Origin of the sequence: Nitrogeniibacter aestuarii (genome assembly GCF_017309585.1) — a bacterium.
Classification (GTDB): Bacteria; Pseudomonadota; Gammaproteobacteria; order Burkholderiales; family Rhodocyclaceae; genus Nitrogeniibacter; species Nitrogeniibacter aestuarii.
In genome coordinates this window covers 397,264-411,295 of the sequence record NZ_CP071321.1, presented here as the reverse complement: position 1 = coordinate 411,295, position 14,032 = coordinate 397,264, and the positions used below count along the sequence as shown (strand labels likewise).

Here is a 14,032-nt window from a genome sequence, read left to right as displayed (position 1 = left end):
CTGATCATAACGGTTCGCACAGGCAATGTGCATACAGATTGGCCGGATCGTTCCAGTTGAGCAGCTGATCGGCCTCCTGCATGACACGACTCACCCAGGGCGCGACACCGCTACTGGCACGGGCGTCAGGGAGAAACTCCTTGAGCAACTGCAGGCGCAGCGGCAGGGGCTCCGACGCCTCGACGCGGTGATAGTCGCTCACGTTGGCCAGCCGGGCAGCGGCGGCCACGGCCTGATCGAGGCCCCCGAGCTGGTCCACGAGCCCGCGCGCCTTGGCCTCGGCACCGGTCCACACCCGGCCCTGCCCCAGCGCGTCCGCCTCGGAAATCGACATCTTGCGTGCCTTGGAGACCCGCTGAATGAATTGGGTGTAGGTGTGCTCGACGCTCAGCTGGAGCGCATCGCGCGCGTCGTCCGACAATGGGCGCCGCGGGTCGAGCGCCCCAGCCAGCGGTGCCGTGCGCACGCCGTCCACATCGATCCCCAGCGCGTCGAGCGGTTCCGAGATGTCCGGGAACAGGCCGAACACACCGATCGAGCCGGTCAGCGTCATCGGATAGGCCCAGACCTCGTCAGCGCCCGTGGCGATCCAGTAACCGCCCGACGCCGCCACGGAACTCATCGAGGCCACCACCGGTTTGCCCGCGGCACGTACGCCTTCGACCGCAACACGGATCTGCTCGGCCGCAAAGGCGCTGCCCCCCGGGCTGTCGATGCGCAGGACCACGGCCTTGATCCCGTCGTTGTCGCGCAACTCGTGCAGCATCTGGCTGACTGCGGCACCACCGACCGTCCCCGGCGGCCCATCGCCGTCAACGATGGCCCCTTGGAGGGTCAGCACGGCAATCCCCGCGCCTTCCCTCGGGAACCAGTGCCGGGTATCGCCCAGATAGGCCTCCATCCCGACCAGCGGCAGATCGCCGTCCGCATTGCGCCCAAGCTGCTCGGCCAGGAAGGCCTCCCATTCATTGCTGTCAAGCAAGCGGTCCACCAGCCCACCGTCAACCGCCATCTTTGCCGGATCGCCACCCGCCGCAGCCAGTTGGCTTCGATAGTCGTTCACGTAAGTGTCGATCGCCTCTTCGGGCAACTGGCGCGTCGAGGAAAGATCCGCTTTGAGATTCGCCCAGACGGAATCGAGCAGGCCCTGGGTCATGGCACGGTTTTCCTCGGACATGCCCTCCCGGGTGTACGGCTCGACGAAAGACTTGTACTTGCCCGCGCGGAACACATGCACCTTCACGCCCAGTTGGTCGAGCGCGCGCTTGTAGAAGGTGTTGTAGGCCGCCAGCCCCTGCACCAGTGCGTAGCCGTCGGGTGCCATGAAGACCTGGTCGGCGGCACTGGCCAGGTAGTACTGGGACTGGTTGAAGCGCCCGGCGTAGGCATACACCGGCTTGCCGCTCTCCTTGAACGAGGCAATCTCGTCGCGAATGGCCGCCAGCTTGCTGACGGAGGACGGCCCCAGGCGTTCGGGCGCAATCACCAGCATCTGAATGCGCGAATCGGCCTTGGCGCGGCGAATGGTCTGCAACACGTCATCGAGCTGAACCTCGGCCACGCCACGCCCACCCGCAAGCAGGTCGCTGGGCGATGGCGGCGTGGCCGCCTCGACCAGACGACCGACCGGTGCAACCACCAGCGCCGCCTTGGCCGGCAGGGGCGGCGTGCGTCCGGCCCACCAGGCCGCGACGATGATCAGCAGAAAGATCAGCAGCAGCAGGTTGGCCAGCACCCGACGGGTGCCGTCGACGGCAGCCCAGAGAAAACGGAACGGTGCGGTGATGAAACGCCACATGGGGCTGGACTCCTGCAATGACGATGTTCAGTGCCTGGGCCGACGGGAAATCGGGGTCAGCGGCGGCGGAAGACCAGATCCCAGACGCCGTGCCCGAGTCTCAGACCGCGGGCCTCGAAGCGGGTTTCCGGTCGGTAGTCGGGGCGTGGCGCATAGTCGCTGGCCGTGTTTTCGAGACTGCTCTCGCCACTGAGGACTTCGAGCATCTGTTCGGCATATTCTTCCCAGTCGGTCGCACAATGCAAGTACCCGCCGGGTTTAAGCCGGCTGGCAATCAGGTGTACGAAGGCCGGCTGGATGAGGCGGCGCTTGTGATGCCGCTTCTTGGGCCAAGGGTCCGGGAAGAAGACGTGCACGCCATCGAGGCTGTCCGGCGCGATCATGTCACGCATGACCTCCACCGCGTCATGCTGGACGATGCGGATGTTGTCGATGCCTTCCAGGTCGATGAGCTTGCACAGATTGCCCACGCCGGGGCCGTGCACCTCCACCCCCACAAAATCGGTACCGGGCAGGAATTGAGCGATCCGGGCACTGGCGTCCCCCATGCCGAAGCCAATCTCGACCACCTTGGGCGCCTCGCGTCCGAAGATGGCGTCGAGATCGACATTCGACTCCGTGTAGGGAATGCCGATGCGCGGCATCTGCTCGGCCAGGTAGCGATGCTGCGCGTCCGACATGCGGCCCTGACGCAGCACGAAGCTGCGGATGGGCTGGCGTGACAGGCGTGGCGTCTGCGCTTCGGTCGTCTGTGCCTCAGGAGGCACTTCGTTGTTCTCGGGCGTGTTCTGATCCGTCATGAACCGATTCCGTCAAAAGCAGGACGGGCCGCACAGGCGACCCGTTCGATGTTGGGTAGAGGGCACAGCGTCCGGCTTACTGGCCGATCAGCCCGCCGGTGGGCGAGCTGGGGCTCGCGGCATAGGTTTTTCGCGGCATGCGGCCCGCCAGGTAGGCCTCGCGACCGGCCTCGACGCCCAGCTTCATGGCCCGCGCCATGCGCACCGGGTCGTTGGCCTTGGCGATGGCGGTGTTCATGAGCACGCCATCGCAGCCCAGTTCCATGGCAATGGCCGCGTCAGAGGCCGTGCCCACGCCGGCATCGACCAGCACCGGCACCTTGCTCTGCTCGATGATGAGCTTGAGGTTCCACGGGTTCAGAATCCCCATGCCGGAGCCGATCAGGCTGGCCAGCGGCATCACCGCCACGCAGCCGATGTCTTCGAGCATACGCGCCTGGATCGGGTCGTCCGAACAGTAAACCATCACGTCAAAACCGTCCTTGACCAGCACCTCGGCCGCCTTGAGCGTCTCGGGCATGTTCGGGAACAGGGTCTCCGGGTCGCCCAGCACCTCCAGCTTCACCAGCGCATGGCCGTCGAGCAGCTCACGCGCCAGACGAAGGGTGCGCACCGCATCGTCGGCGGTGTAGCAACCGGCGGTGTTGGGCAGGATGGTGAACCGGTCGGGCGGCAGGGCGTCGAGCAGGTTGGGCTCATCGGCGTTCTGCCCGATGTTGGTACGGCGAATGGCGACCGTGACGATCTGCGCGCCGCTGGCGTCGATGGCCTCGCGGGTCTGGGCAAAGTCACGGTACTTTCCGGTCCCCACCAACAGGCGGGAGTCATACGCCTTTCCGGCAATGACGAGAGCGTCGCTCATGAATGCTTTCCTGAAAAATCGGGCGGGGGTTCAACCGCCACCGACCGCCACGACGATTTCGAGCCGATCCCCGTTCTCGAGTGCGGTGTCGGCATGCTGGCCCCGCGGCACGATGTCACCGTTGCGCTCGACGGCCAGCCGCTTGCCCGTCAGCCCCTTGGCCTCAAGCAGGTCGGCAACCGTCAACGGCCCATCGACCGTCTCGGTCTGACCGTTGATGACGAGTGAAATGGCGGACATGGATGTGGGCGCAAACCGGGGTTGAATGGGCTCCGATTGTAGCACCAGCCCCACATCCCCTGCCCCGTTGCACCCGGGCAAATTGCCAAAGCGCCCATGGCCCGGATACAATCCGCACGTCGCGATCGCGGCACTTCACCCGGGCGGGTGTAGTTCAATGGTAGAACGGCAGCTTCCCAAGCTGCATACGAGGGTTCGATTCCCTTCACCCGCTCCAGTCACACCGGCATTCAGCGCATTTCGAGACGATCAGGCATTCATGCCGGACGTTCGCGCATGGCGCACCCATGACGTCGTCCTTAAAGTGGGTTTGTAGCCCCGCCACGCGGGCAATCGATTCTCCACCCTCAAGGATGCCAACCCATGCTCGCCCCCCATCGACTGATCCTCGCCATGATGGCAGGCACGTCCCTGTTTGCCGCCTCCGGCACCGCCAACGCGCTTCAGGTTCGTGTGACCGTTGAAAATCTCGCGCCGTCGAACGGCACCCTGTTCACCCCGGTATGGGTGGGCATCCACGACGGCAGTTTCGATCTGTTCAACCCGGGCGAAGGCGCCAGTGCGGAACTCGAGCGCCTTGCCGAAGACGGCAACCCCGGCCCCCTGTCGAGCAGTTTCACCGGCTTCGGACAAGGCATCGTCTTCGGGCCCGGCCTCGGCGCGGGCACGCCACCGGTGTTTGCGCCGGGCGCGAAGAGCAGCATCGTGATCGACTTCGACCCGGGTGAAGACACGGCCTACCTGAGCTTCGCCTCGATGATTCTGCCCAGCAACGACGCCTTCTTTGCCAACGCTGATCCCAGACGGTTCCGGATCTTCGACGACGGCGAATTTCTCAGTGTCCGCCGCGTGATCTTCGGCAGCGACATCTGGGATGCAGGCACTGAGGTCAACACCGAGCTGGCGGCGGACACCCCGCTGCTGGGTCAGAGCGTTCCCGACACCGGGCTTACCGAGGGCGGCGTCGTGACGGCACACGCCGGTTTCCTGCCCGGCGGCAACATTCTCAATGCGTTCCCGGGCGCCACCATTGACCAGCCGAACTATCGGGCCGCGTTGATCACGGTCAGCCCGGTGCCCGAGCCCCCGAGCTGGGCGCTCATGCTGGCGGCCTTCGGCGTCGGCGGTCTGGCACGGGGTTTCCGCAAACTGCGCAAGTCATGAGTCCGTGATGTAAGCGTTCGCGCATCCCTTCGGTCTACCGGGTCAGATCGCCGCCATCGCGGCCCTGACCCGGACTTGCATCATGACCGAGAATGAATCCACCGACTGGATTGCCAGTCTGCTCCGACACCTCGCCCCCAGTATCCGCATTTCGTTTCGTGGGCAGGTGTGCGCGCCATGGAATGTGGACACCTCCGGCTCTGGCCGCATCACTTTTCACATCACCCACGACACCACCACCTGGCTCCACCTGCCGGACGCGCCCCCTGTCCCGATTGCCCCGGGTCATGTGCTCATCCTGCCCGGCGACACGGCACATGTGCTCACCGACACTGCCCACGCGACGCCCCGTTACGGCGTGATTGACGCAGGTGCGCGCGGGCAGGGTCGCGGGCTGTCACTGGTGTGCGGCTTCATTGACGTGGACACCCACTCGCAACAGGTACTCAAGGATACGCTCCCGGCGGCACTGATCGTGCCGACCCGCGACAACCCCGTGGGCGAACTGACGCTGCTACTGTTCCGGGAGGCCGACCGGCTGCCCAGCGAAGACGATCCGGCCTTTATCCATCTGGCCCATGCCCTGCTCACCTACGCGCTGCGACATGCTTTCGAAACTCACGGCGAGACGCTCGAGGGCATCGCCGCCGCCCTCACCCACCCTCGTCTGGGCAAGGTCGTGCACGCCATGCTCGAGTGTCCGGACCACAACTGGTCCGTGGCAGCACTGGCGGCGCTCACGCACCAGTCCCGTTCGGTCTTTGCCTCCACCTTCCGGAAGACTGTCGGCTGCGGCCCGATGGAATGGCTGACCCACTACCGGATGCAACGCGCCTGCCGCTTGCTGCTGATCCCCGGCGCGCAGCTGCCGGACGTTGCAATGCAATGCGGCTACCAGTCGGAAGCCGCATTCTCCAAGGCGTTCAAGCGGGTGGTGGGTTGTGCCCCGGGAGAGGCCCGGCGGCGGGGTGAAGTGCTCTGAGGGCTCAGCGCGCCAGCGTGCGGTATTGTCCGCCGAAATAGACCAGGGGCGAGCGCGCCGGCTCGTGGGTGTGGCGGACCACTTCGCTCACGAACATCAGGTGATCGCCGCCGTCGTGACGGACGGTATTGCGGCATTCGAACCAGGCGCAGCAATCATTGAGCAAGGGCGCGCCCCCCAGGCCGTCACGCAGTTCAAGCCCGGCGAATTTGTCGATATCCCGCGTGGCGAAGCGCTGCGACATGTCCTGCTGGCCGTCCGCCAGCACATTGATGGCGTAATACTCGCAGTTGGAGAAAACCTCCACATTACCCAGGTGCGCAGCCAGCGACCACACGATCAGGGGCGGATCGAGCGACACTGAATTGAATGAATTCACGGTCAGACCCACGGGCGTACCATTGGGGGCACGGGCGGTCACCACCGTGATGCCGGTGGCAAACATGCCCAGACTGTCGCGCAGGGCGCGTTCTGGATTGTCGGATCTGGAAGTCATTGATCTGTCGAAGCTTGAAGCAAGTCGGCCATTATCTCAGGCCATGCCAGCGGCGTCGACTCGGGAATGCCCTGTCCTTGCTGACGAAACGTCTGTTTGACCCAGGTCACGACAGCCGCCGGGGTGCCATCCGATACTGCAGCGACCCGTTCACCACGATGGCCATCATGGAAAATGAAACCGCCCCGTGCCTTCACCGCAAGCCCGTCGGCCTGCCGTGCATCCAGTGCTGCCTCTCCGACGTTTTCGAGCGCACAGGGCAGGTCCCGGCCAAGCTGCTTCAGCTGGTCGATCACATCCACGAGCGCACGCTACCCAAGGGCGAACAACTCTACCGCGAGGGCGACCATGCCCATGCGCTACTGATCATCAACCACGGCCTGATCAAACTGACCCAGACCCTCGCAAACGGCCAGCAGCGCATCGTCCGCCTGCTGCATGGGGGCGACATCATCGGCCTTGAAAGCCTGGTCAACCATCAGGCGCGGCACACCGCCACAACCATCGCAGCGTCACACGTTTGCAAACTGCCGACCGCGCTCATCCTGCAGCTCGAATCCATGGACCCTCAGGTCTATGAACGGCTCATGGTCCAGTGGCAGCGCAGCCTCGACGAGGCCGACAGCTTCATCACCGAACTGTCCACCGGCACAGCCGAAGCGCGGCTGGCGCGACTGCTGATGAAACTCAGCGGCGGGGTGAACGCGGCGCCCTTTCCCTCGCTCACGCGCGAAGACATCGGCTCCATCATCGGCGTTTCCACCGAAACGGCCAGCCGCATGATGGCCCGCTTCAAACGCGAGGGCTTTCTTCAGGAACGCGGCGACGAACTCAGTTGCCGGGAAGTGGGCGCATTGATGCGCCTCGCACAGAACTAGTCGCTCGGTCGCGGCGCGCCCAACCCCCGCGCGCTGCGTTCAAGCCGAGCACTCACTGCCCCGATTTCTCCCGGGTTTCGGTCTGGGTCTGCACCCGGTCCTGATTGCGGATCTGCTGCTGAGCCCCGGTGCCAGTGCCGTCTTTCAGACGCTCCTGCGTGCGGGTCTCGTCACGGATCTGGTCTCGGGTGCGGGTTTCGATCTGCTTCTGGCTTTTGGCTTTAGCGCCCTGGCTCATGCCGGCCCCGTAACCGCCGCCCATGCCACCCCCCATGCCGCCACCGCCGGCACCGCCGCCTCCACCTGCAGCCATCGCAGCGCCGCTGACAGCGACGACCGAGGCCAGGGCCATGATCTCAAGAAACCGGGTGTTCATGATGTGCTCCTTGCATTCGCCGTGTGCATCACGGCCTGTATATCAGACATCCCTAATATGACCTTGAGGCAGGGCGGCGACATTGAGAATTGTCATTCCGACCTGTAAGCAGTCATGACATTTCGCGCTACGGGTAACATCCGGTTTCTGCCACCGCCCAAAGCCCATCAATGAGCGACTTCGCCGACCGACTGATTGCCTGGCACGCCCACAGTGGCCGCCACGACCTGCCCTGGCAGAACACCACCGACCCCTACCGCATCTGGCTGTCGGAAATCATGCTGCAGCAGACCCAGGTGGACACGGTCATCCCCTACTACGCCCGTTTTCTGGCGCGCTGCCCCACCCTCGCCTCACTCGCTGACGCCCCGGCCGATGACGTCATGGCGCTGTGGGCAGGTCTGGGCTATTACGCTCGGGCGCGCAACCTGCACGCCTGCGCCAAGCAGGTGATGGCCGAGTTCGGCGGCGAGTTTCCGCAAACCCCTGAGCAGATCGCCACCCTCCCCGGCATCGGCCGCTCCACCGCCGCCGCCATCGCCGCCTTCGCCTTCGGCCAGCACGCCGCCATCCTCGACGGCAACGTCAAGCGCGTGCTGTGCCGCGTCTTCGGCGTCGAAGGCTTCCCCGGCAGCGTGCCGGTGGAGCGCAAGCTCTGGGACCTGGCCGAAGACCTGCTGCCAAAGAAAAACATCCAGACCTACACCCAGGCCCAGATGGACCTGGGCGCCACCGTCTGCGTACGCGGCACCCCCAAATGCGAGCGCTGCCCCATGGCGGAGATCTGCGTCGCCCACACAACCGGCCGCACCGCCGAACTGCCCGAAGCCCGTCCGCGCAAGAAGCCGCCGATCCGGAGCACGCAGATGGCGGTGGTGACGGATGGCGAGCGGGTGCTGCTGGTGCAGCGGCCACCCAAGGGCATCTGGGGGGGCTTGCTGTCGCTGCCTGAGTTTGAATCGGAGATGGCGCCGGAGGACTGGTGGCGGGCGTTCGCCGGGGAGGTGGCGGTGACGGTTTCCGCGTTGCCGGAACTGCGACATACGTTTACGCACTATGTGCTGGATATTTCGCCGGTGCGGTTTGAGGTGGGGAATATGGACTCCATTGGCGAAATCGGAGCCGGGCGGGTCGTTTCGCTTGAGGAAGCGAAGGGGCTTGGGCTGCCCAAGCCGGTGAGTCGGATACTTGGATTCGGCTGATCCGTAGGGCGGAAGAGCGGTAGGCGTCATCCACCGAATGCGAATGACCGAGCAGACAGAACGGCGGATGACGCTTCGCTCTTCCGCCCTACGCGAGCTGATGTCCTGTCGCCCAAGCGTCCAGCAGCTCGAAATAAGTACACATATTTCTTTATCATGATGAAAGAAGACGGACGGCTGAAGAACCAGTACGGAAGCGAGGCAAGAGGCGCTCACAAATTGAGGCATCATGGCTCACAGCAGCCTCAGACACATTCCACCTCTCGACCACCACACGGCCTGAATTCGATCAGTCTCGGAACAAAACATGATGACCTGCACATGCAAAAACGACTCGCAGTTGCACAAGCCAACGACGAGCAAACTGTCTGAAAGCAAGCACCTACAGGCCATAGATACAGTAAGCGCAGGTGAGTGTTGTTACGTAGCGGGCACAACGATTCACACAAAAGATGGCACAAAACCCATCGAACATATAGAAATTGGTGACCTTGTCCTCACGCAGCAGGTTGAGGGAGGCGAAAAGGCATACGCGCCGGTCATCAAAACCTCGCGTACTGACAATGCAGTGGTCTGGAGCCTGTTTTACCTGCCCACGTCAGCCACGGAAGAAGCCAAGCGAACCAAAACACTTGTCCAGGCCAGCGCTTATCGACGCCTGACACTGACACCGGATCACCGTCTATGGGTTCTTGGCAAAGGCTGGCTCCAAGTTCAGCAACTTGATTTCGATGCAGACGTGTTGCAGCTGGCAAGCGGTGACACGGCAGGCATTGTTCAGGTTTCTCCGCTTTATCTCAGCGACACGGATGGCATGGGGTGGCAACAAGGTATTTTCGATGAAACGAGTGGCCAGCTTATCGACCTGAGAAATGGGGCCTCAGGGGAACTCGATGTTTTCAGGCTCAAGGAGCATCAGCCCGGAAGTGTCGAGCTTTGGGACGAAGCATCATATTTCCGTTGTGCCGTGTTCAATCTTGAACTCGAAAGCAAGCACACGTATTTCGTCGGTGAACTCGGCGTTTGGAGCCAGGATTCGTCCTGCGGGGACACGCTTTGAGCACCGCATCCGAGGTACGCGGTCGGGTTCGGCTGAATCGTAGGGCGGAAGAGCGCAGCGTCATCCGGCATTCTTGCAGCTCGGGAAGATGAATCCGGCGGGTGACGCCTTAAGCGCCTCCACCCTAATTGAGCTGTTGGATGCTTTCCGGCTTCGCCTAACGCACGCCACCTTTCTACGAGCCTCATCACCGAATTAGAAAGCTTAGCAAGAGCGAGGCCAAAGGCCCGGCCCCGGGGTTCAGTGGTTGCCCCACCACCGCTCCCCGATTCCGCTTCACTGCATCCGGGCTACAACCTACGACCCGAATCCGGCTTCAACTCCCCTTCGCCCCCGTCAGCAGATTCCGCTGATCCAGATACTGCTGGATGATCTCCAGCCGGCTGACCACGTCGTCCAGTTCCAGCAGCTTCTGCTTGGCCAGCGGCTGAATGGGGAGCACTTCGGCGTAGCGGGCACCGACCCATTCGGCGTCGTCGAAGCGGTGGGGTGTTGGCACACGGTCACCCAGGTCGGCGACGATCTTTTCGAGCAGGGGGATGAGGTTGGCCTGGGCCTCGGGCACCTCGGTGTGGTGGATGGGCGGGAGCCATTCGACTTCGCCCTCCAAGGCCTGCAGCTTGCCCACCGAATGGTCATGCAGGCGGAAGCGGCGCTCGCCGGTGACCACGATTTCGAGCAGGCCGGGCTCCTTGCTGTCGGCGCCGAGGATGCGCGCTTCGGTGCCCACATGGTGGGGGATGGCCGCCTCGCCCACTTCCGCCCCCGCCGCGATCAGGCAGATGCCGAAGCTGTCACCGTTGCGCAGGCAGGCGCTGACCATGTCCACGTAGCGCGCTTCGAAGATGCGCAGGGGCAGCAGGCCACCGGGGAAGAGCACGGTCTGGAGGGGAAAGAGGGGCAGCGTCTGTAAGGTGGGCATGGGCGCGAAGTCTGGTTGAGTGAGACGACACGGGCGCCAGTCAGGCGCCCGTTTCAACCATAACCGATTGGATGCGCGCTTGCATCCGGGCAGTGAGAATCAATGATTCAGGATCTGGCTCAGGAATAGCTGGGTGCGCTCGTTCTGCGGGTTGTTGAAGAACTCGTGCGGGGCGTTGCTCTCCACGATCTGGCCGCGATCCATGAAGATGACCCGGTCGGCCACGGTCTTGGCGAAGCCCATCTCGTGGGTGACGCACATCATGGTCATGCCGGACTCGGCCAGCGAGATCATGGTGTCGAGCACTTCCTTGATCATCTCGGGGTCGAGCGCCGAGGTGGGCTCGTCGAAGAGCATGATGCGCGGGTTCATGCACAGGCTGCGGGCGATGGCCACGCGCTGCTGCTGGCCGCCGGAGAGCTGGCCGGGGTACTTCTTTGCCTGGTCGGGAATCTTCACCTTTTCCAGGTAGCTCATGGCGGCGGCCTCGGCCTCTTTCCGCGGGGTCTTGCGCACCCACATGGGCGCCAGCACGCAGTTCTCGAGCACGGTGAGGTGCGGGAACAGGTTGAAGTGCTGGAACACCATGCCCACTTCCTTGCGGATGGTCTCGATGTTGCGCAGATCGTTGGTCAGCTCGATGCCGTCGACAATGATCTGGCCTTTCTGATGCTCTTCGAGCCGGTTGATGCAACGGATCATGGTGGACTTGCCCGAGCCCGAGGGCCCGCACACCACGATGCGCTCGCCCTTGGCGACTTCGAGGTTGATGTCCTTGAGCACGTGGAACTTGTCGTACCACTTGTTCACGCCCACCAGACGGATCATGGTCTCCGAACTCTTTGCGGTGGCTACCTGTGCTTCAGCCGTCATTTGAAACTCCAGATTCGAAAGTCAGTGTCAGCGCTTGTGGCCGGTGTGCAGTTTGCGTTCCAGCCACTGGCTGTAGCGCGACATGGCAAAGCAGAAAATCCAGAACATGAAGGCGGCAAAGACGTAGCCCTCGCGGGACACATCCGGCCAGGCGGGGTCGCCCAGCGAGGCCTTCACCATGCCCAGCAGTTCGAGCAGGCCCACGATGATCACCAGCGTGGTGTCCTTGAACAAGGCAATGAAAGTGTTCACGATGCCCGGAATCACGATCTTCAGCGCCTGGGGCAGGATGATCAGCCCCATCTTGCGCCAATAGCCCAGGCCGAGCGCGTCGGCCGCTTCGTACTGCCCCTTGGGGATGGCCTGCAGCCCGCCGCGCACCACCTCGGCCATGTAGGCCGACTGGAACAGGGTGATACCGATGAGCGCGCGCAGCAGCTTGTCGAAGTTCACGCCCTCGGGCAGGAACAGGGGCAGCATCACCGAAGACATGAACAACACGGTGATCAGCGGCACCCCGCGCCAGAACTCGATGAACATCACGCACATGCCCTTGACCACCGGCATGTTGGTGGCCTGGCGCCCGAGCGCCAGCAGCACCCCCAGCGGCAGCGCGGCGATACAGCCCACGCCGGCCAGCAGCAGGGTGAGCGTGAAGCCGCCCCACTTGGCGGTTTCCACCGACTCCAGGCCGAACACGCCACCGCGCATGAGGAAGAAGGCGATGATCGGGTAGATGAACAGGATGAAGCCACCCAGGTAGAGCTTGCCCGGCAGCTGTTTGAAGAACAGCGGCGCGGTGAGCACCAGCAGCGCACCGAAGATCAGATCCACCCGCCACAGCTGGTCCGTGGGGTAGAAGCCGTAGATGAAGATGTCCCAGCGGTTGGCCACGAACACCCAGCAGGCACCGCCCGAATCGCAGGCTTCCTTACCCTGCCCGACCCAGTCGGCGTTGATGAACATCCAGCTGATCAGCGGCGGCAGCGTGGTGGCGATCACGTAAATGGCCACCACGGTGAGTGCCGTGTTCAGCCAGCCGGAGAACAGGTTGGTCCGCAGCCACGCAATGGCCCCCACCGAGTTGCCCGGGGGCGGCAGGTCGGGCAGCGGCACGAAGTTGTTGCTGCTCATCTCAGCGCTCCCGCAACGCCATCTTGGCGTTGTACCAGTTCATGAACATGGAAATGGCAAGGCTCAGGGTCAGGTAAACCGCCATGGTGATGGCGATGATCTCGACCGCCTGACCGGTCTGGTTGAGCGTGGTGCCTGAAAACACCGCCACCAGATCCGGGTAACCGATGGCCACCGCCAGTGACGAGTTCTTGGTGAGGTTGAGGTACTGGCTGGTGAGCGGCGGAATGATCACCCGCATGGCCTGCGGGATCACCACCAGGCGCAGGGTGCGCCCATGCGACAGGCCCAGCGCGCTGGCGGCCTCGGTCTGACCGTGCGACACCGCCTGGATGCCGCTGCGCACCGTCTCGGCAATGAAGGCGGCGGTGTAGATGGACAGGGCCAGGGTCAGCGCAAAGAGTTCGGGAATGACCGTCAGCCCGCCCTTGAAGTTGAAGCCCTTGAGTTCGGGCAGCTCCCAGTGCAGGGGCGAGCCGGAGGCGAGGAAGACGATCAGCGGCAGGCCGATGAGCAGGCCCAGCGACGCGTACAACGTGGGAAAAGTCTGCCCGGTGGCTTCGAAGCGCTTGCGCGACCAGCGCACCAGGAAAATGGTGCCGACGATGGCGGCGACGATGGCCACGGCAGTCAGCCAGAAGCCCTCGCCGAACTGCGGCGCGGGCAGGTACATGCCCCGGTTGTTCAGGAAGACCGTATCGCCCATCGACAGGCTTTGCCGTGGCGAGGGCAGGTTGAAGGCGATGGCGAAGTACCAGAACAGAATCTGCAACAGCAGCGGAATGTTGCGGAACAGCTCGATGTAGATCATCGCCAGTTTGTTCACCAACCAGTTTTTGGACAGGCGCAGCACGCCCACCACAAAGCCGATGATGGTGGCGAAGAAGATACCCAGCGCCGACACCAGAATGGTGTTGAGCAGACCGACGATGAAGGTACGCCCGTAGGTCGAGGCTTCGCTATAGGGCACCAGCGACTGCAGGATGGCAAAGCCCGACGAGCGATCGAGGAAGTCGAAACCCGTCGAGATCCCGCGCGACTCCATGTTGTGGAGCGTGTTGCGGACGATGTAGATGAAGAAGGCCGCCACCGCCACGGTGACAAGAATCTGGAAGATCAGTGCCCTGAAGGCCGGGTCCCGCAGCCGCTTGGGCTTGGCGGGCATCTCGCTGTGCGCAGACGTATCAGTCATCGAGTCGCTCTGGCGATGGATCAGGTGGATGGTAAAAGGGCTGGTGCCCTGAA

Annotated in this window: 15 protein-coding genes and 1 tRNA gene; 6 read left to right on the top strand and 10 right to left on the bottom strand. The window is 63.5% G+C overall.

The window, feature by feature from the left end; genetic code table 11:
• Positions 1-4 precede the first annotated feature (4 nt).
• The 4 genes from sppA to thiS all read right to left on the bottom strand — a co-directional run bounded on the left by sppA (position 5) and on the right by thiS (position 3,700).
• Positions 5-1,798: a signal peptide peptidase SppA gene (gene sppA / locus J0W34_RS01865; RefSeq protein ID WP_230970470.1), complete on the bottom strand. Its 1,794-nt coding sequence runs from the start codon at positions 1,796-1,798 to the stop codon at positions 5-7.
• 56 nt (positions 1,799-1,854) lie between these two features.
• Positions 1,855-2,598 carry a tRNA (guanosine(46)-N7)-methyltransferase TrmB gene (trmB, locus tag J0W34_RS01860; protein WP_230970469.1) on the bottom strand — a complete coding sequence of 248 codons (744 nt, stop codon included), beginning with the start codon at positions 2,596-2,598 and terminating at the stop codon, positions 1,855-1,857.
• A gap of 76 nt (positions 2,599-2,674) precedes the next feature.
• Positions 2,675-3,460, bottom strand: a complete 786-nt coding sequence (locus J0W34_RS01855) for a thiazole synthase (protein WP_230970468.1) — start codon at positions 3,458-3,460, stop codon at positions 2,675-2,677.
• A 30-nt stretch (positions 3,461-3,490) separates the two neighbouring features.
• Positions 3,491-3,700, bottom strand: a complete 210-nt coding sequence (thiS, locus tag J0W34_RS01850) for a sulfur carrier protein ThiS (RefSeq protein ID WP_227815314.1) — start codon at positions 3,698-3,700, stop codon at positions 3,491-3,493.
• Between the two features lie 143 nt (positions 3,701-3,843).
• Between thiS and J0W34_RS01845 the strand changes: the two genes are divergently transcribed.
• The 3 genes from J0W34_RS01845 to J0W34_RS01835 all read left to right on the top strand — a co-directional run bounded on the left by J0W34_RS01845 (position 3,844) and on the right by J0W34_RS01835 (position 5,846).
• Positions 3,844-3,917, top strand: a tRNA-Gly gene (locus J0W34_RS01845).
• A 146-nt stretch (positions 3,918-4,063) separates the two neighbouring features.
• On the top strand, positions 4,064-4,864 hold the full coding sequence (locus J0W34_RS01840; protein ID WP_230970467.1) for a spondin domain-containing protein: 801 nt from the start codon (positions 4,064-4,066) through the stop codon (positions 4,862-4,864).
• A gap of 82 nt (positions 4,865-4,946) precedes the next feature.
• A complete protein-coding gene (locus J0W34_RS01835; protein WP_227815312.1) occupies positions 4,947-5,846 on the top strand; it encodes a helix-turn-helix transcriptional regulator in 900 nt (299 codons plus the stop codon).
• 4 nt (positions 5,847-5,850) lie between these two features.
• Here the strand turns inward: J0W34_RS01835 and J0W34_RS01830 are convergent, their stop codons facing one another.
• Positions 5,851-6,342 (bottom strand): flavin reductase family protein, encoded by a 492-nt coding sequence (locus J0W34_RS01830; protein ID WP_230970466.1) that lies wholly within the window; start codon positions 6,340-6,342, stop codon positions 5,851-5,853.
• A gap of 167 nt (positions 6,343-6,509) precedes the next feature.
• On the opposite strand from J0W34_RS01830, the gene J0W34_RS01825 reads away from it, so the two are divergent.
• On the top strand, positions 6,510-7,220 hold the full coding sequence (locus J0W34_RS01825; RefSeq protein ID WP_230970465.1) for a Crp/Fnr family transcriptional regulator: 711 nt from the start codon (positions 6,510-6,512) through the stop codon (positions 7,218-7,220).
• Between the two features lie 52 nt (positions 7,221-7,272).
• Here J0W34_RS01825 and J0W34_RS01820 read toward each other — a convergent pair whose 3' ends face one another.
• Positions 7,273-7,596 carry a hypothetical protein gene (locus J0W34_RS01820; RefSeq protein ID WP_230970464.1) on the bottom strand — a complete coding sequence of 108 codons (324 nt, stop codon included), beginning with the start codon at positions 7,594-7,596 and terminating at the stop codon, positions 7,273-7,275.
• Between the two features lie 170 nt (positions 7,597-7,766).
• Here J0W34_RS01820 and mutY point away from each other — a divergent pair, with 170 nt between their 5' ends.
• Together mutY and J0W34_RS01810 are read left to right on the top strand one after the other, a co-directional pair.
• Positions 7,767-8,798 (top strand): A/G-specific adenine glycosylase, encoded by a 1,032-nt coding sequence (gene mutY, locus J0W34_RS01815; RefSeq protein ID WP_230970463.1) that lies wholly within the window; start codon positions 7,767-7,769, stop codon positions 8,796-8,798.
• Between the two features lie 307 nt (positions 8,799-9,105).
• The gene (locus J0W34_RS01810) at positions 9,106-9,858 is read left to right on the top strand and encodes a Hint domain-containing protein (protein WP_230970462.1); all 753 of its coding nucleotides are present in this window, start codon (positions 9,106-9,108) and stop codon (positions 9,856-9,858) included.
• Between the two features lie 316 nt (positions 9,859-10,174).
• Here the strand turns inward: J0W34_RS01810 and J0W34_RS01805 are convergent, their stop codons facing one another.
• The 4 genes from J0W34_RS01805 to J0W34_RS01790 all read right to left on the bottom strand — a co-directional run bounded on the left by J0W34_RS01805 (position 10,175) and on the right by J0W34_RS01790 (position 13,979).
• Complete coding sequence (locus J0W34_RS01805) at positions 10,175-10,780, bottom strand: LON peptidase substrate-binding domain-containing protein (RefSeq protein WP_230970461.1); 606 nt, start codon at positions 10,778-10,780, stop codon at positions 10,175-10,177.
• A 99-nt stretch (positions 10,781-10,879) separates the two neighbouring features.
• On the bottom strand, positions 10,880-11,608 hold the full coding sequence (locus tag J0W34_RS01800; RefSeq protein ID WP_230971712.1) for an amino acid ABC transporter ATP-binding protein: 729 nt from the start codon (positions 11,606-11,608) through the stop codon (positions 10,880-10,882).
• Positions 11,609-11,680: 72 nt separating this feature from the next.
• Positions 11,681-12,787: an amino acid ABC transporter permease gene (locus J0W34_RS01795; RefSeq protein ID WP_227815303.1), complete on the bottom strand. Its 1,107-nt coding sequence runs from the start codon at positions 12,785-12,787 to the stop codon at positions 11,681-11,683.
• Position 12,788: 1 nt separating this feature from the next.
• On the bottom strand, positions 12,789-13,979 hold the full coding sequence (locus J0W34_RS01790) for an amino acid ABC transporter permease (RefSeq protein ID WP_230970460.1): 1,191 nt from the start codon (positions 13,977-13,979) through the stop codon (positions 12,789-12,791).
• Between the last annotated feature and the right edge of the window lie 53 nt (positions 13,980-14,032).